A 15,881-nucleotide genomic window follows, 5' to 3' on the forward strand; every position below is an offset into this window, starting at 1 on the left:
GGCTGTCAGATCGCATTCGCGAGCAGGCTCGCTCCCACAGGGTTACTCAGCGTCAGGAGATCAGCGAGCCCCGCAGCGAGTGCGGTTGCGCGGCGTCGATGTGCACGTCGGCGAACTGTCCGATCAAGGTTGGCGTGTCGCAACGGAAGTTGACGATACGGTTATTCTCGGTACGGCCCTGCAGTTCGCCGGGGTCCTTTTTCGAATAATCGGTCACCAGAATCCGCTGAATGGTGCCCACCATTTGTCGGCTGATCTCGAAGCCTTGTTGGTTCAGGCGATGTTGCAGCGCGTTGAGGCGCTCTTTTTTCAGTGCTTGCGGTGTTTCGTCGGCCAGATCGGCTGCCGGAGTGCCCGGGCGCTGGCTGTAGACGAACGAGTAAGAGAAGTCGAAACCGACGTCTTCGATCAGCTTCATGGTCTGTTCGAAGTCCTTTTCGGTCTCGCCGGGGAAGCCGACGATGAAGTCCGAGCTGATGCAGATCCCCGGCACGGCGGCCCGCAGCTTGCGCAGTTTGGATTTGTATTCCAGCGCGGTGTGGTTGCGCTTCATTGCCGACAGAATGCGGTCAGAGCCCGATTGCACCGGCAAGTGCAGGTGCTTCACCAGTTCCGGTACGTCGGCGTGCGCCTGGATCAGGCTGTCGGAGAACTCCAGCGGGTGTGACGTGGTGTAGCGGATGCGGTCGATGCCATCGACGGCGGCCACCACCCGGATCAGTTCGGCCAGATCCGCCAGGCGACCATCGTGGGTGGTGCCGCGATAGCCGTTGACGTTCTGCCCCAGCAAGGTCACTTCACGTACGCCGTTTTCGGCCAGGTGGATGATCTCGGCAATCACGTCGTCGAATGGACGGCTGACTTCTTCACCGCGGGTATAGGGCACTACGCAGAAGGTGCAGTACTTGCTGCACCCTTCCATCACCGATACGTAGGCGCTCGGGCCATCGATCCGTGGTTCGGGCAGGTGGTCGAATTTTTCGATTTCCGGGAACGAGACGTCCACTTGCGGCAACTTGGTGGCGCGGGCGGCGTCGATCATTTCCGGGAGGCGGTGCAGGGTTTGCGGGCCGAACACCACGTCGACGTACGGCGCCCGGTCGCGGATGGCGGCGCCTTCCTGGCTGGCCACGCAACCGCCGACGGCGATCACCATGTCCGGGTTGGCCAGTTTCAGTTCGCGCCAGCGGCCGAGCTGAGAGTACACCCGATCCTGGGCGCGTTCGCGAATGGAGCACGTGTTGAGCAGGATCACGTCGGCGTCTTCGGCGCGGGCAGTGACTTCCAGGGCCTGGTGTTCACCCAGCAGATCGACCATGCGCGAGCTGTCGTACTCGTTCATCTGGCAACCGTGGGTTTCGATGTAAAGCTTCTTGGCCATGGATAGAGTCATCACGTGATTCAAAGAACCGCGCATTATAGGGAACATGTCCCAAGGTTCCTACCGCTGTGCGTCCGGCGGCTATGCTATAGTTCGCGCCCTAATTTTTATCTCCCGATGTGTTGCTCGCCCACCATGACCAAACGTGAAGCTCCAATCTACAAGGTGATTTTCCTCAATCAGGGCCAGGTGTACGAAATGTATGCCAAGCAGATCTATCAAAGCGATCTGTGGGGCTTCCTGGAAGTGGAAGAGTTCGTCTTTGGCGAGCGCACGCAAGTGGTCGTCGACCCGAGCGAAGAGAAGCTCAAGGCTCAGTTCGAAGGCGTTGTGCGCAGTTTTGTGCCGATGCACTCGATCGTGCGAATCGATGAAGTCGAACGCCTGGGCACACCGAAAATCAGCGAAGCCCGCGGCGCGGTCGGCAATGTCATGCCGTTTCCGATGCCGATGCCTGAGAAGTAAGTCTTAAAACCGAGTCGTCCCTTTCGCTGGCAAGCCAGCGCCTACAAGGGATTTATGTGTTCACAAATTGTGTACGCCGAAAATCTACTGTAGGAGCTGGCTTGCCAGCGAAGGGGCCAGTCAGAACAACGCAGAATTCAGGGAAGAGGCGAGAAAGGCGTACGCCCATCCGCGCTCTGCAATTCCATCAAATATTTGCGGAAAATCTGCCCCAGCACCTGCGTCGCCACCTCAAGTTCTTCCCGAGGCATCTTCTCGGCGACTTCATCCGCCGTATCCAGGGCATCTTCAGCACCATTGACCGCCGCCATTTTCAGCACGATATACGCCTGAACGTTATTGGCCGGCACGCCTTCGCCGTGGAAAAACATGGTGCCGAGTTTGAATTGCGCCTGGGCATGGCCTTGCAGCGAGGCTTTTTCAAAATAGCTCAGCGCTTTATTGAGGTCGCGCGGCGCATTTTTGCCCTCGTAGTAGAACTCGCCCAGCTCGTATTGCGCTTGCGCATCCCCTTCATCCGACGCTTTTTGGCAGGCGGCGAGTGCCTGTGCCAGATCTTGCGGCTGAGTATTGAGGGTGCAGCGACCCATCGCTGGGATTAACAACGAGTTGCCGCCTGCCTGTGCGAGCGCGAGCAGGGGCTGAAGGAGCAACAGGCAGCCCAATGCAAGGGTGCGGCCGGTGCGGTTCATGGGAATCGACTTACCTCTGGAGGGCGCGCGGACCCATCGAGGGGGATCCAATAAGCGCGCATTATGAAATAAGCAGGGCCATCCTTACAAAGTCTTTACTCGTTTTTCTGCTGCGCGGGGAATATATCGATCACTTTGCCGGGGATTATTAGCAGCTACGTAGGAAAAAGGCTGCGAGTGTAGGAAAAAGCTGACGCTGGCAATGGCCAACGTCAGCGGCACCGGGTTATTTCAAGGCGGCGAATGCGCGCTCGGCAGCATCCAGCGTCAATTTCAGCTCGGTCTCGCCATGGGCTATCGAGGTGAAACCGGCTTCGAAAGCACTCGGCGCCAGGTACACGCCACCTTCCAGCATCAGATGGAAGAAGCGCTTGAACAGATTGGCGTCGCTGGACATCACGTCATCGAAGGTCACGATGTCATCGGCGCCGCTGAAATACAAACCGAACATGCCGCCGGCCTGGGTGGTCACGAACGGGATGCCTGCTGCATCGGCGCGCTGTTGCAGGCCGTCGAGCAGGCGGCTGGTGTAGTCGGTCAATTCATCGTGGAAGCCAGGACGGCTGATCAGGCGCAGCGTCGTCAGGCCGGCCGCCATCGCCAAAGGATTGCCCGACAAGGTGCCTGCCTGATAGACCGGGCCCAATGGCGCGATGTGCGACATGATTTCGCGTTTGCCGCCGAAGCAACCGACCGGCATGCCGCCACCGATGATCTTGCCAAAGGTACTCAGATCTGGCGTTACGCCGTAGTGGGCCTGGGCGCCGCCGAGGGCAACACGGAAGCCGGTCATCACTTCGTCGAAAATCAGCACCACGCCGTGCTTGTCGCACAGGGTCCGCAGGCCGTCGAGGAAACCCGGTGCGGGCGGTACGCAGTTCATGTTACCGGCCACGGGCTCGACGATGATGCAGGCCACGTCCTGGCCGACTTCGGCGAGCATGGTTTCAACGGCGTCGATGTCGTTGAACGGCAGGGTCAGGGTGTGTTTGGCGAACGCTGCCGGCACGCCGGCGGAGCTCGGCACGCCCTGGGTCAGCGCGCCGGAGCCGGCCTTGACCAGCAGGCTGTCGGAGTGACCGTGGTAGCAACCTTCGAACTTGATGATGCTGTCGCGACCGGTGAAACCACGGGCCAGGCGAATGGCGCTCATGGTCGCTTCGGTACCGGAACTGACCATGCGCACCATTTCCATCGATGGCACGATCGAGCAGACCAGGTCGGCCATCTGGGTTTCCATCTCGGTCGGAGCGCCGTAGGACAGGCCGTGTTCAAGCTGTTTACGCACCGCGTCCAGTACATCCGGGTGGCTGTGGCCGAGAATCATCGGGCCCCAGGAGCCGACGTAATCCACATAACGCTTGTCGTCTTCGTCGGTGACGTAGGCGCCTTCGGCGTGTTTGAAGAACAGCGGCGTGCCGCCAACGCTCTTGAACGCACGAACAGGCGAGTTCACGCCACCGGGAATGTGTTTCTGGGCATTGGCAAACAGCGTTTCGGAACGAGACATGAGTGGGCTCTCAAAAATCAGGATTTGAACAATTCGTTAAAGGCGCGGGCGCGGCGGGTCACTTCAGCCGTGCTCTGGGCACCAAACAGGCCATGGACCACCGCCAGCAGGTCGACCCCATGGGCCACCAACGGGGCGGCGTTGTCGAGGGTGATGCCGCCAATCGCGCAAATCGGCAAGTGCAATTTGCTGCGGGCCTGGTCGAGCAATTCGAGGCTGCAGGTCGGCGCGCCGGGTTTGGTGTTGGAGTTGAAGAAACGACCGAAGGCGACATAACTGGCGCCTTCCTTCGCTGCTTGCTCGGCGAGCTCGAGTTGCCCATGGCAGGTCGAACCAATGATCGCCTGGCGACCGAGCAGGGCGCGGGCCGGCGTCAGCGGTCCATCGGTCTGGCCCAGGTGCACGCCGACGTTCAGGCGTGCGGCCAGTTCGGCGTCGTCATTGATGATCAGCCGGGTCTTGTAGCGCTCGCACAGATCGCGCAGGGCCTGGGCCTCGCGCAGGCGGCGGGCCTCGTCGCTGCTTTTGTCGCGGTATTGCAGCAGGGTGACGCCGCCTTCCAGCGCCGCCTCCACGTACGACAGAAATTTACCTGCCAGCAATTGGCTGTCGGTGATGGCGTAAAGGCCACGTAGTTTCATCGGACAAGCCTCTGCGCTTCACGCATCAAAAGTTACGAACAGAAATCCAGCGGCAGGCGACGCGGTACAAATTGACCTTTGCCCAGTTGCTCCGCGTCACGCAGGGTACGCCAAGTGTAGTCAAGCGCGGTTTTCACGGCGCTGGCGAGGTTTTCACCCAGGGCCAGACGACCGGCCAGGGCGCTGGCCAGGGTGCAACCGGAACCGTGGTAACTGCCGGGCAGGCGCTGGCAGGTAAAGGTTTCGCTACGGCCATCACGGCTGTACAGACGATTGTGGATTTCGTCTTCATCGCCATGACCGCCGGTGATCAGCAGGTGCTTGACGTACGGCAGGAGTTTTTCGGCGCACTGATCCGCAGTGCCTTCGGGCAGTTCGGCGAGAATGCGCGCTTCGGGAAGGTTGGGGGTGGCAATGATAGCCAGCGGCAACAGACGTTCGCGCATGGCGTAACCGACTTCATCCTTGCCCAGGCGTCCGCCGCCGCCGGCGCGCAGCACCGGGTCGCAGACCATCGGCAAATGCGGATGCGCCTGCAGCAGTTCAACCACGGTGTCGACCATTTCCAGGGAACCGAGCATGCCCAGTTTGACTGCCGCGACTTCGGAATCGTTGAGCACGGCATTGGCCTGGGCCAACACCCACTCACGGTCGAGGACGCGGAAATCCGTCACGTTAACAGTGTCTTGCACGGTCAGGGCGGTGACGGCCGGGGCCGCATGACAACCCTGGGCGAGCAGGGCTTCGATATCTGCCTGCAAGCCGGCGCCACCACTTGGGTCGTGGCCGGAGAGACAGAGGACAACGGGGCGAGAGCTGTAGATATTCATGGTGCGCGAGCTTACCACCAAACAGCGTTTTTCGGGTGTAGTCCGGTTAACCTTGCACAAGGACAGCCATGCGCTTTCGAGGCAAGGCCACAAGCTCGCCGGGGCAACGGCTCTAAGTCGGGGGTTGCGGTTGGAATGCCCGTGCTAGAGCCTTTGCAGGAAAAATTTACATGGTGCTCAATAGCCATCAACCGCTATGCTAGAGTGGATCCAAGCCAATACAGGCAATACCGGTTTTACGTCTGCTCAAAGGGAATGAGGGGCTTCCTGAGATAACCGGACTGGCCACGCTGGGGCTTAAATGCGCTATTTGCTGATGTTGCTGTTGTGCCTGCCCCTCATGGCGAGCGCCCTCGAGTTCGATGAATACACCCAAAGCCTTCCCCTGGGCCGAACCCTGCAAGTGTTCGAAGATGCAAGTGGTCAGGCGAGCATTGCCGATGTCCTTGCGCAAGCCGCTGCCGGGCATTTCAAATCCCACGATAAAGACACCCTCAACGCCGGTTATTCCCGTTCGGCATTCTGGCTGAAAATCGACCTGCATTACCGCCCGACCCATCCGGCGGCGCAGCGGACCTGGCTGCTGGAACTGGCCTATCCACCTCTTGATCACCTTGACCTGTACGTGCCCGATACCACCGGGGGCTACCACCTGGCCAGGCAGACCGGCGATGCCTTGCCGTTCGACAGTCGCGAGATTCGCCAGAACAATTACTTGTTCAATCTGGGTTTTACGCCTGATCAATCGCAAACCGTCTATCTACGCCTGGAAAGCGAAGGCTCGATCCAGGCGCCGGTGACCTTGTGGTCGAGCACCGCTTACCTCGAAGACCAGCCGGTGCGCCTTTATGTGCTGGGTGTGATCTATGGTGTTTTACTTGGGATGCTGGTCTACAACCTGTTCATCTACCTCAGCGTACGTGACACCAGTTACCTCTATTACATCTTCTATATTGCTTCGTTCGGCGTGTACCAACTGTCGGTGAACGGCGCGGCGGTGGAGTATTTCTGGCCGAACAATCCCTGGTGGGCCAACGCGGCGACGCCCTTCTTCATCGGTTGTTCCGGGCTGTTCGGCAGCCAGTTCGCCCGCAGCTTCCTGCAGACCGCGACCTGCAGTCGCTGGCTCGATCGCTTGCTGGTGGCGCTGATTGCGTTCGGCGCGGTGGTGGTCGGGTTATCGTTGCTGGCCAGTTATGCCCTGGCCCTGCGCCTGGCAACGGCCCTGGCGCTGACATTCACCCTGGTGATTTTTGCCGCGGCAATTTTCGCCTGGTTGCGTGGCCTGCGAGTGGCGCGGTACTTCATCATCGCCTGGTCGGCGTTTTTGCTCGGGGGCATCATCAATACGCTGATGGTATTGGGGTATCTGCCGAACGTGTTCCTGACCATGTATGCCAGCCAGATCGGCGCGGCGATTGAGGTGGCGCTGTTGTCACTGGCCCTGGCTGACCGCATCAATGCCCTGCGCGAGCAGCAGGCGCAGACGTTGTTTGATGCCGGGCAGTTGCTCGAAGTACTGAACCAGCAACTGGCGCACAGCAACAAGCTCAAGGATGAATTCCTGGCGACCCTGACCCACGAACTGCGCACCCCCATGAACGGTGTGATCGGATCGCTGGAGTTGATGGAAACCGTCGAGATGGACGCCGAGCTGGAGCAATACCAGCAAACGGCGGCGGGCTCGGCGCGGGAGATGATGCGCATGGTCAATGGCATCCTGACCCTGACCGAACTGCAGGCCGGCAAGCTCAAGGCGGTTGCAGCCACCTTCAGTCTGCGCGGTGTGGTCGACGCCTTGCGAGTGCAATTCGAGGGCAATGCCTCGGGCAAATCGCTGGATTTCAAGGTCGATGTGGTGCCGGGGCTGCCGGACCGTCTGCACGGTGACGGTGCCAGATTGACGCAATGCCTGGAATGTCTGTTGGATAACGCCATCAAATTCACGCGGATCGGCGCAGTGGCGCTGCGGGTGACGGGTAAGCCCGTGGGAGCTGACCGCCTGGCGTTATCCTTTGCGGTCATCGACACCGGCATCGGTTTCACAGACTTGGGGGAGGCGACCCTGTATCAGCGGTTTTTCCAGCTCGACGGTTCAATGACCCGTGAATACGGTGGCCTGGGCATCGGCCTGGCGATCTGTCGGCAACTGATCGAATTGCTGGGCGGGCGCTTGACTCACTGCTCCGAGCCCGGCCGTGGCAGCCGCTTTCAGCTCGACGTCGAATTCGAACTGCCCGTGGTGGAGCGGTCATCAGCGCCTTCGATGGCTCGGTCACTCCCTCGCCTGCGACTGCCCCAGGACTGCACCGTGCTGCTGATCGATGACAACAGCCTCAATCAACTGGTGATGCGAGGCATGTTGCTGAAGTTGGGATTCAGGGTGCGCACGGCCGACAACAGTAGCGTTGCGCTCGATCAGTTGCAGGGGGAAGCCTTTGACGCCGTATTGCTCGATAGTCAGTTGCCGTTACTGGATGGCCTGTCCGTGCACTGCCGGATCCGTACAGTGTCCGGTTGCGCCGAACTGCCGGTATTCGTGGTTGCCCTGGGCGCAGATCGGGAACGTTGCCCGAACGGCGCTGCGATCGATTATCTGAGCAAACCGGTGAAGTTCGAAGACCTGCAAGCCGCGCTCTATCGCCGAGTATTGTGTCCGCAGCAAGGCGAAAGCGCCGATATTTAGGCGGATATGACACTTTGATCAGCCGTGGGGCGGTGCTTAACTGAAAATCCCTTGGCTGACCAAAGGAGCCCCGTCATGAACCTGCATCAGTTCGCCGAAACCCACGAAGTCACCAACCAGCCACCCTCGCTGGACGGCACCAACCTGTATCGCATCGACCTGCCCCTGCAGGAGTGGTCGCGGCGTTTTGGCGCCGGTTGGGCAGAGTCGCGGATCGACGCTTACGGCGCACTGGCCGGCGGGCCACTGATGGAAGCGGGCTTCCTGGCCAATGAGAACAAACCGGTGTTCAGCAGTCACGACCGTTACGGGCACCGCATCGATCTGGTGGAATTTCACCCGGCGTATCATCAACTGATGCGCACGGCGGTCGAGCACGGCTTGACCTCATTGCCCTGGGCGCATCCGCAGTCCGGCGCCCATGTCGCCCGCGCCGCCATGACGTATCTGCACAGCCAGGCCGAAGCCGGCAGTGGCTGCCCGTTGACCATGACGTTTGCCAGTGTCCCGGCGATGCGTCTGCAACCGGATCTGGCCGGGCAGTGGTTGCCGAAAATCCTTTCTACCGAGTACGACCCGCGTAATGTCGGCATGGCCCACAAGGCTGGGGTCACCATCGGCATGGCGATGACCGAGAAGCAGGGCGGCACCGATGTGCGGGCCAATACCACCAAGGCCTATCCGGTCGGTGCCAGCGGGCCGGGCCAGGCCTATGAACTGGTGGGCCACAAGTGGTTCTGTTCGGCACCGATGTGCGATGCCTTCCTGACGCTCGCCCAGACTGACAAGGGTTTGACCTGTTTCCTGCTGCCGCGCCATCGCCCGGACGACACACGCAACCAGTTTTACATCCAGCGTCTGAAGAACAAGCTGGGCAATTGCTCCAACGCCTCCAGCGAAGTTGAGTTCCGTGGTGCCCTGGCCTGGATGGTCGGCGAAGAAGGTCGAGGGGTCCCCACCATCATCGAAATGGTCGCCATGACCCGGTTCGATTGCATGGTCGGCTCCAGCGCCTTGATGCGCCAGGCGTTGACCCAGGCCAGCCATCACTGCGCTCATCGCCGGGTAGGTGGCAAGCTGCTCAGCGAACAGCCTTTGATGCAGAACGTATTGGCCGACCTGGCGCTGGAAAGCGAGGCCGCCTTGGCCTTGAGCCTGCGCATGGGCCGGGCGCTGGATCATCTGGATGACAGCCATGAGGCGAAATTCGCCCGGCTGGTCACGGCGGTGGGCAAGTACTGGATCTGCAAGCGCGCGCCCGCCATGATCAATGAAGCCGCCGAATGCATGGGTGGCGCCGGTTATGTCGAAGACAGCATCCTGCCGCGGTTGTACCGCGAGGCGCCGGTCAACTCGACGTGGGAAGGCTCCGGCAACGTGCAGTGCCTCGATGTGCTGCGCGCGTTGTCCAAGGAACCGGGTGTGCTTGATGTGTTGTTCAGCGAATTGGGTGATGGCCATGGCGATAAACGCCTGGCCGCGCATATCAGCCAATTGCAGGCTGCGTTCAAGGACACCGATGACATTCAGTACCGCGCCCGGCAGTTGACCGAAGATATCGCGCTGGGGCTTCAGGCCAGGCTGTTGCTGGAGGCGGGTAATGCAGCGGTAAGCGACGCCTTCATCGCCAGCCGCCTGGGGTCGGCGGGGCGGGTGTATGGCGCGTTGCCACGAGGGCTGGATGTGGAAGCGATTGTGGCGCGGTCGACTCCGCAAGGCTTCTGACCTGATTCCGTAAACGACAAGGAACCCATATTGAGCACTGAGCCAATGTGGGAGCGAGCCTGCTCGCGAATGCGGTAGCACATCCGCCATCAATGTGACCGGCAGACCGCTTTCGCGAGCAGGCTCGCTCCCACAGTGGATTTCTGTGTCTCAGGATTGATGTGTAGCCAACACGCCACTGTTTCCGTCCGGCAGCGATACAGGCAAGATGAAGCTCTGCAAGTCAGAACACAGGATGCTGATCGTGACCGAAGCTTTTATTGTCGTTCAAACCGCCGAGCAAGCCGTGGATCGGCTTGCGCTCTTGCACAATCGTGCAACCACCGCGCTCAACCAGGCGCTCAAGCGTTACCTCAAGGATCGAGTCGAACCGGACGCCGAACAGCGTGCAATGTTTCGTTATCCCGAGCTGCGTCTGACCTACCACTGCCAGGGCGAAGTCCCGCAGACCACGCGCGCTTATGCCAAGGTTCAGTTGCCCGGCACCTACAGCGTCACCGTCACCCACCCGGCCGCTTTCCGCAAATACCTGCTGGAACAACTCGTGCCCCTGATGCACGACTTCACCGTGACCGTGGAAGTCGGCGTCAGCCAACAGAACATTCCTTATCCCTACGTGGTCGAGCAGGGCGATGAGTTGGCCGGCTCCGGCGTCACTGCCGCCGTGCTGGCGCGGGTCTTCCCCAGCACCGACCTGTCGGCCGCGACCGACGGCATCGCCGATGGCCTGTACGACTGGGAAAACACCGACCCGCTGCCGCTGGCGCTGTTCGATGCCGCGCGGGTGGATTTCTCCCTGCGTCGCCTGGTGCATTACACTGGCAGCGACTGGCGTCATGTACAGCCGTGGATTCTGCTGACCAACTACCACCGCTACGTCGACCAGTTCATCGTCCATGGCCTGGAGCAGCTGCGCAGTGATCCGCGTTTCGTGCGCATGGTCTTGCCGGGCAACGTGATCATCGAAAAGAGCATGGACCACGGCGAAGCCTCGGCGATTGCCGCGGGTGTGGTCTGGCACCGTTACCAGATGCCGGCCTACCACCTGATCGCCAGCGATGGCCACGGCGTGACCCTGGTGAACATCGGCGTAGGCCCGTCCAACGCCAAGAACATCACCGACCACCTGGCCGTATTGCGCCCGCATTGCTGGCTGATGATCGGTCACTGCGGCGGCTTGCGTCAGTCCCAGACCATTGGCGACTACGTGCTGGCTCACGCCTACATGCGCCGTGACGGGATTCTGGACCGTGTGGTGCCGCCGAACATTCCGATTCCGGCCCTCGCCGAAGTGCAGATGGCCTTGCAGCAAGCCGCGGCGAATATCACGGGCGAGAAGGGCGACGAGCTGAAGAAACGCCTGCGCACCGGCACCGTCCTCACCTATGACGACCGCAACTGGGAATTGCGCTGGGCGCAGGAACGGCCGCTGATCAACCTGTCCCGCGCCGTGGCGGTGGACATGGAAAGCGGCACCATTGCGGCCCAGGGTTATCGCTTGCGGGTGCCATACGGCACGTTGCTCTGCGTGTCCGACAAACCGCTGCACAGCGAAATCAAGCTACCGGGTTCGGCTAACGCCTTCTATGAACGTGCGGTCAGCCAGCACCTGAAGATCGGCATCGAGGCGGTGGATCTGTTGCGCACCGAGCTCAACTCGCTGCATTCGCGCAAATTGCGCAGCTTCGACGAGCCGCCGTTCCGCTGATAGCGCGTTGTCATGGTCATTTGGCGGTCAGGGCACTAGCATTAGCAGCCCTGACCGTTAGATGTTCACTTCGCCATGTCCCGTCCGCCTCGTCCCGTTTCCCGTCGCCCTGGCGTGAAACCCACGCCATCTCCATCAGCCCCGCGCCGTGTCGCCAAGGTGCCGCCGGCCGAACCGAAGCTGATTCTGTTCAACAAGCCGTTTGATGTGCTGACGCAATTCAGCGACGGCGAGGGGCGGGCAACGCTCAAGGATTTCATCGAGATTCCCGGGATCTACCCCGCAGGGCGGCTGGACCGCGACAGCGAAGGCCTGTTGTTACTGACCAACGACGGACAGCTGCAGGCGCGGATCGCCGACCCGAAACACAAGCTGGCCAAGACCTATTGGGTGCAGGTGGAAGGCGAGCCAAGCGCCGGGCAGTTGCAGCGTTTGCGCGACGGCGTCGAGTTGAACGACGGCATGACCTTGCCCGCTGAAGCGCGGCAGCTGGAAGAGCCGCAGTTATGGCCGCGCAATCCGCCGGTACGCTTTCGCAAGAGCGTGCCCACCAGCTGGATTGAGCTGGTGATACGCGAGGGGCGCAACCGTCAGGTACGCCGCATGACAGCGGCGGTCGGCTTGCCGACGTTGCGCCTGGTGCGGGTCAGGATCGGCGACTGGTCGATCGAAGGGCTCGATCAGGGCCAGTGGAAGGAAGTGCCGGCGCGTTTAAATTGAGCCGGATTCGATCAGGCCGATGACCACGCTTTTGATCACGAACGCGGCCACGCCCAGGCCAAGCACAAAGAACAGGATGAACGAGCCAAAGCGTCCGGCCTTGGATTTTTTCGCCAGATCCCAGACGATGAAACCCATGAAAATGATCAGGATGCTGACCAGTCCGGTCATCATCCACTCTTCGAATACTGCAGGATCCATTGGACATCTCCAGTGCGGGCGGGGCTAAAAGGCGCTGGAGTATACGACATGGGGGAGGGGTGGTGGATTGACCTGCGGCAGTGTGTCGCAGCTATTCGTCGCCTTTGCCGGCCCCTTCGCTGTAGGAGCGAGCTTGCTCGCGAACAACCTGAGAACGCCGTGGGGTGTCAGGTCCACAGCGTTATCGTTGACGACCATCGTCGGAACGCCGCCCGGAGCAAGCTCTCTCCCACAGGGTTCAGTGCCGATCACAATATCGTGAACGATACAGAACCTGTGGGAGCGAGCTTGCCCGCGATGGCGTCCTCAGCTACGCAGATGAGTCAAAGGTAATTCCGTACTATTGAGCACCTGATTCAACACAAAACTCGAGCGCACACTGGTCACCCCTTCAATCCGCGTCAGATGCCCCAGCAGCAGTTTCTGATAGTGATCCATATCCGGCACCACCACCTTGAGCTGGTAGTCCGCATCCATCCCCGTCACCAGGCTGCACTCCAGCACCTGAGGCAACGTCCGGATCGCTGCTTCGAAATTCTCGAACCGCTCCGGCGTATGCCGGTCCATGCCGATCAGTACATAAGCCGTCAGGCTCAGGCCGAGCATTTTTCGGTCCAGCAGCGCCACCTGACGGGAGATATAGCCGTCGTCTTCCAGTTGCTTGACCCGGCGCGAGCAAGGCGAGGGTGACAGGCCGATGCGTTCGGCCAGCTCCTGGTTGGAAATGCGCGCGTCGCGCTGCAATTCCGCCAAAATGCTCAGGTCGTATCGGTCGAGTTTGCTCATCAATCAGGCCTTTGTCATATCAATTGCGGCAGATTATCTATCCAGGGTTAAAAATTGCGCAAGACATGTTTATTTGAGCAATCTTCGCAATCATCTGCCAAGGCCTCCAGCCTATTATTATTACCAGAATCACTGCTCGGACAAACAGTCCACAGCGGCTCGCCCAATCAGGCCAGCCGCGGTCGCCACCCCCACAGGGGATGAGCCGGCCCCCGAGCTGCACACTGTCCAGAAGACGGCGTGAGGTGAGCCGACGTCAAAAGCGTCGAGCACGGACGAAGTTCTCAAGGGGAGGCCGACGGGTCTCCCTTTTCTTTTGCGTGCCATTTACCTTCCGTCCCTCCCCCCTGTAGGAGCTGGCTTACCAGCGAAGGCGTCAGACCAGTCACCACAAGATCGTGCCCCCCTAATGAAATAACTACCCCCGCCGCACCGCAGCGAAAAGCGCCCTAAAGATCAATACAAATTCCCAAGGTACCCTCACCAGCAAGCCAGCAAGCCAGCAAATAAGTCGCGTGACTGATAACCTGTCGCAGAACCGGCCGCTGCTTTCCCAGTCTCATGTACAGGCCCTGACCCGCAGTGAGGAAAAGCATGAAGTCGCGCATCTGGCGTTTGGCCGGGGTTGGTTTGCTGTGTGTCAGTGTTACCGCGCAATCGCTGGCCGATGAGCCGCAAAACCGTGGTCCCGACGGCGGGCAACGGGGTTCGGACGGCCATCAGGGCAACAATCAGGGCCGGGTCGGCAACAATCAGCCTAATCAGCAACAGAATCAGCCGCGTGGGCAAAGCAGCGACATCATTCGAGGCGACAACAGTCGTCAGTTCGAGCACAACGGCCAGAATCGAACAAACCGTCAGCCGCCCGACTACAACAGCCCGGTGCGGCCGCCACCACCGCCGCCGCAGCTACCGGCCAATGACCTGCCGATCCAGGGCCGGCCCGACAGCGTGCACCAGACCCGGCAACCGCAGCGCGGCTACTATCAGGGTGCTCCGCGGTACAACGACAACAACCCGCATTGGCAAAATAACGCTCCGCGCCCCGATGAACGTCGCTGGCCCGGCCGGCCGGACGGACATGGCAACGGCTGGGGCCCGGGTCCGCAATATCGCCCTGGTCATGTGGTCGAACGCTTCCCGGACCGCGACTACCGGGTGCCTTATGGTGGTCGGGACTATTACTATTCCGGTGGCTATTGGTATCGCCCGCAGGGGCCGCGTTATGTCGTGGTGCAACCGCCGCGCGGCATTCGTGTCAGCTACCTGCCCGATTACGCCCGTGAAGTGTGGATCGGCGGTGCGCTGCTGTTTTTGGCGGCCGGTTCCTACTACGCCTATCAGGAAACCACCCAGGATTACGTGGTGGTCGAACCACCTGTGCAGCCGCAACCGCAACCGGTCAGCAATGGTTACGACGTGGAGGCCTATCCCGCCAACGGCCAGTCGCCGGAACAGGTCAACCAGGACGGTTACGAGTGCTACCAATACGCGGTGCAGCAAAGTGGCTTCAATCCCCGGACGGCCACCTACCAACCGGACCCTTCGGTGGTGCAAGACTACCGCCAGGCACAAGGCAATTGCCTCAGCAGCCGCGGTTATCAGGTCAATTACTGAGCCCTGGCTGTCAGCACCACTTCCTGCGGGTCGGCGTGCACCAGCACTTCGGCTCGCGGATAAGCCGCGTGAATTGCATCGGCGGCTTGATCACTGATGCCGTGGGCGACTGACAGTGTCAACTCGCCCGGCAATTCCAGATGCAATTGTACAAACCACTGGTTACCGGACACTCGTGTGCGCAGGTCATGCGCACCCAAAACACCCGGCACGCTGCAAGCCAGTTCGAGCATGTGCTGGCTGACATCCGGCGGCAGTTCCTCATCCATCAGCACTGTAAAACTTTCCCGGGCGATCTTGACCGCGCTCCAGAAAATGTAGGCGGCGATACCCAGGCCGAACCAGGGGTCAACCTGATGCCAGCCAAACCCGGCCAGCACCAATGCCACCAGAATGCTGCCGTTGAGCAACAGGTCAGAGCGGTAATGCAGGGAGTCGGCACGCACCGCGTTGGAACCGGTGGCCTTGACCACCCGATGTTGCAGCATCAGCAGCGCCAGGGTCAGCGCCAGGGAAAACACGATAACCCCGATGCTGATCCACGGCGCGCCCACCGGTTCCGGATGTTTCAAGCGGTCGACGGCCTGCAAGGCAATCAGCACCGCGCTACCGCCGATGAACAGCGCCTGTGCCATCCCCGCCAGCGACTCGGCCTTGCCATGCCCGTATCGATGATCCTCATCGGCGGGTCGCAAGGCGTAGTGCACGGCCAGCAGATTGAGCAACGAAGTGACACCGTCAAGTGCCGAGTCGGTCAGCCCGGCGAGCATGCTCACTGAACCGCTCAACCACCAGGCGATGGCCTTGGCGACCATCAACGTACAGGCCACCGCCACCGAGGCACGGGTCGCCAGCCTTAGCAGGCGGGCGTGTTCGGAGCTGGAGATCATAGGTGCGGCGTGTCCTTTCAATGCGCGAA

Annotated in this window: 14 protein-coding genes; 6 read left to right on the forward strand and 8 right to left on the reverse strand. The window is 60.7% G+C overall.

All coding sequences use genetic code 11. From position 1 onward, the window contains the following. Window positions 1-52 precede the first annotated feature (52 nt). Window positions 53-1,381, reverse strand: a complete 1,329-nt coding sequence (miaB, locus tag J2W17_RS19960; RefSeq protein WP_307338049.1) for a tRNA (N6-isopentenyl adenosine(37)-C2)-methylthiotransferase MiaB — start codon at window positions 1,379-1,381, stop codon at window positions 53-55. Window positions 1,382-1,516: 135 nt separating this feature from the next. Here miaB and J2W17_RS19965 point away from each other — a divergent pair, with 135 nt between their 5' ends. Continuing rightward, complete coding sequence (locus J2W17_RS19965) at window positions 1,517-1,846, forward strand: DUF1820 family protein (protein WP_007894425.1); 330 nt, start codon at window positions 1,517-1,519, stop codon at window positions 1,844-1,846. A 137-nt stretch (window positions 1,847-1,983) separates the two neighbouring features. Here J2W17_RS19965 and J2W17_RS19970 read toward each other — a convergent pair whose 3' ends face one another. The 4 genes from J2W17_RS19970 to J2W17_RS19985 form a co-directional block, all read right to left on the reverse strand. Then, complete coding sequence (locus J2W17_RS19970) at window positions 1,984-2,538, reverse strand: tetratricopeptide repeat protein (protein ID WP_307338053.1); 555 nt, start codon at window positions 2,536-2,538, stop codon at window positions 1,984-1,986. Between the two features lie 226 nt (window positions 2,539-2,764). Next, window positions 2,765-4,048 (reverse strand): glutamate-1-semialdehyde 2,1-aminomutase, encoded by a 1,284-nt coding sequence (gene hemL, locus J2W17_RS19975; protein ID WP_307338056.1) that lies wholly within the window; start codon window positions 4,046-4,048, stop codon window positions 2,765-2,767. Between the two features lie 17 nt (window positions 4,049-4,065). Continuing rightward, window positions 4,066-4,689, reverse strand: a complete 624-nt coding sequence (thiE, locus tag J2W17_RS19980; RefSeq protein ID WP_307338059.1) for a thiamine phosphate synthase — start codon at window positions 4,687-4,689, stop codon at window positions 4,066-4,068. A gap of 32 nt (window positions 4,690-4,721) precedes the next feature. Then, a complete protein-coding gene (locus J2W17_RS19985) occupies window positions 4,722-5,519 on the reverse strand; it encodes a hydroxymethylpyrimidine/phosphomethylpyrimidine kinase (protein WP_307338062.1) in 798 nt (265 codons plus the stop codon). A 301-nt stretch (window positions 5,520-5,820) separates the two neighbouring features. Between J2W17_RS19985 and J2W17_RS19990 the strand changes: the two genes are divergently transcribed. The 4 genes from J2W17_RS19990 to J2W17_RS20005 all read left to right on the forward strand — a co-directional run bounded on the left by J2W17_RS19990 (window position 5,821) and on the right by J2W17_RS20005 (window position 12,358). After that, window positions 5,821-8,205 carry a hybrid sensor histidine kinase/response regulator gene (locus J2W17_RS19990; protein ID WP_307338065.1) on the forward strand — a complete coding sequence of 795 codons (2,385 nt, stop codon included), beginning with the start codon at window positions 5,821-5,823 and terminating at the stop codon, window positions 8,203-8,205. Window positions 8,206-8,280: 75 nt separating this feature from the next. Beyond that, the gene (locus J2W17_RS19995) at window positions 8,281-9,930 is read left to right on the forward strand and encodes an acyl-CoA dehydrogenase family protein (protein ID WP_307338068.1); all 1,650 of its coding nucleotides are present in this window, start codon (window positions 8,281-8,283) and stop codon (window positions 9,928-9,930) included. Window positions 9,931-10,138: 208 nt separating this feature from the next. Next, entirely contained in the window at window positions 10,139-11,638 is a 1,500-nt protein-coding gene (amn, locus tag J2W17_RS20000; protein ID WP_178114332.1) for an AMP nucleosidase, read from the forward strand. 75 nt (window positions 11,639-11,713) lie between these two features. After that, window positions 11,714-12,358 carry a pseudouridine synthase gene (locus J2W17_RS20005; RefSeq protein WP_307338074.1) on the forward strand — a complete coding sequence of 215 codons (645 nt, stop codon included), beginning with the start codon at window positions 11,714-11,716 and terminating at the stop codon, window positions 12,356-12,358. On the opposite strand, the gene J2W17_RS20010 is transcribed toward J2W17_RS20005, so the two are convergent. Further along, complete coding sequence (locus J2W17_RS20010) at window positions 12,350-12,559, reverse strand: DUF2788 domain-containing protein (protein WP_064675738.1); 210 nt, start codon at window positions 12,557-12,559, stop codon at window positions 12,350-12,352. The two genes, J2W17_RS20005 and J2W17_RS20010, sit on opposite strands and share 9 nt — an antisense overlap. A gap of 306 nt (window positions 12,560-12,865) precedes the next feature. Continuing rightward, window positions 12,866-13,345: an Lrp/AsnC family transcriptional regulator gene (locus tag J2W17_RS20015; RefSeq protein WP_007937367.1), complete on the reverse strand. Its 480-nt coding sequence runs from the start codon at window positions 13,343-13,345 to the stop codon at window positions 12,866-12,868. A 594-nt stretch (window positions 13,346-13,939) separates the two neighbouring features. Between J2W17_RS20015 and J2W17_RS20020 the strand changes: the two genes are divergently transcribed. Beyond that, a complete protein-coding gene (locus tag J2W17_RS20020) occupies window positions 13,940-14,962 on the forward strand; it encodes a DUF6515 family protein (RefSeq protein WP_307338078.1) in 1,023 nt (340 codons plus the stop codon). On the opposite strand, the gene J2W17_RS20025 is transcribed toward J2W17_RS20020, so the two are convergent. Continuing rightward, window positions 14,956-15,852, reverse strand: coding sequence for a cation diffusion facilitator family transporter (locus J2W17_RS20025; protein ID WP_307338081.1), 897 nt, complete (start codon window positions 15,850-15,852; stop codon window positions 14,956-14,958). The genes J2W17_RS20020 and J2W17_RS20025 overlap by 7 nt on opposite strands. Window positions 15,853-15,881 lie beyond the last annotated feature (29 nt).

The sequence above is a fragment of the Pseudomonas lini genome (assembly GCF_030812475.1).
Classification (GTDB): Bacteria; Pseudomonadota; Gammaproteobacteria; order Pseudomonadales; family Pseudomonadaceae; genus Aquipseudomonas; species Aquipseudomonas lini_A.

Excerpts from the sequence above, each read along its gene's own strand:
- J2W17_RS20020 (WP_307338078.1), top strand. The coding sequence starts at position 13,940 with ATGAAGTCGCGCATCTGGCGTTTGGCCGGGGTTGGTTTGCTGTGTGTC.
- J2W17_RS20010 (WP_064675738.1), bottom strand. The coding sequence starts at position 12,559 with ATGGATCCTGCAGTATTCGAAGAGTGGATGATGACCGGACTGGTCAGC.
- J2W17_RS20005 (WP_307338074.1), top strand. The coding sequence starts at position 11,714 with ATGTCCCGTCCGCCTCGTCCCGTTTCCCGTCGCCCTGGCGTGAAACCC.
- miaB (WP_307338049.1), bottom strand. The coding sequence starts at position 1,381 with ATGGCCAAGAAGCTTTACATCGAAACCCACGGTTGCCAGATGAACGAG.
- J2W17_RS19990 (WP_307338065.1), top strand. The coding sequence starts at position 5,821 with ATGCGCTATTTGCTGATGTTGCTGTTGTGCCTGCCCCTCATGGCGAGC.
- hemL (WP_307338056.1), bottom strand. The coding sequence starts at position 4,048 with ATGTCTCGTTCCGAAACGCTGTTTGCCAATGCCCAGAAACACATTCCC.
- amn (WP_178114332.1), top strand. The coding sequence starts at position 10,139 with ATGAAGCTCTGCAAGTCAGAACACAGGATGCTGATCGTGACCGAAGCT.
- J2W17_RS19970 (WP_307338053.1), bottom strand. The coding sequence starts at position 2,538 with ATGAACCGCACCGGCCGCACCCTTGCATTGGGCTGCCTGTTGCTCCTT.
- J2W17_RS19965 (WP_007894425.1), top strand. The coding sequence starts at position 1,517 with ATGACCAAACGTGAAGCTCCAATCTACAAGGTGATTTTCCTCAATCAG.
- J2W17_RS20025 (WP_307338081.1), bottom strand. The coding sequence starts at position 15,852 with ATGATCTCCAGCTCCGAACACGCCCGCCTGCTAAGGCTGGCGACCCGT.
- J2W17_RS20015 (WP_007937367.1), bottom strand. The coding sequence starts at position 13,345 with ATGAGCAAACTCGACCGATACGACCTGAGCATTTTGGCGGAATTGCAG.
- thiE (WP_307338059.1), bottom strand. The coding sequence starts at position 4,689 with ATGAAACTACGTGGCCTTTACGCCATCACCGACAGCCAATTGCTGGCA.
- J2W17_RS19985 (WP_307338062.1), bottom strand. The coding sequence starts at position 5,519 with ATGAATATCTACAGCTCTCGCCCCGTTGTCCTCTGTCTCTCCGGCCAC.
- J2W17_RS19995 (WP_307338068.1), top strand. The coding sequence starts at position 8,281 with ATGAACCTGCATCAGTTCGCCGAAACCCACGAAGTCACCAACCAGCCA.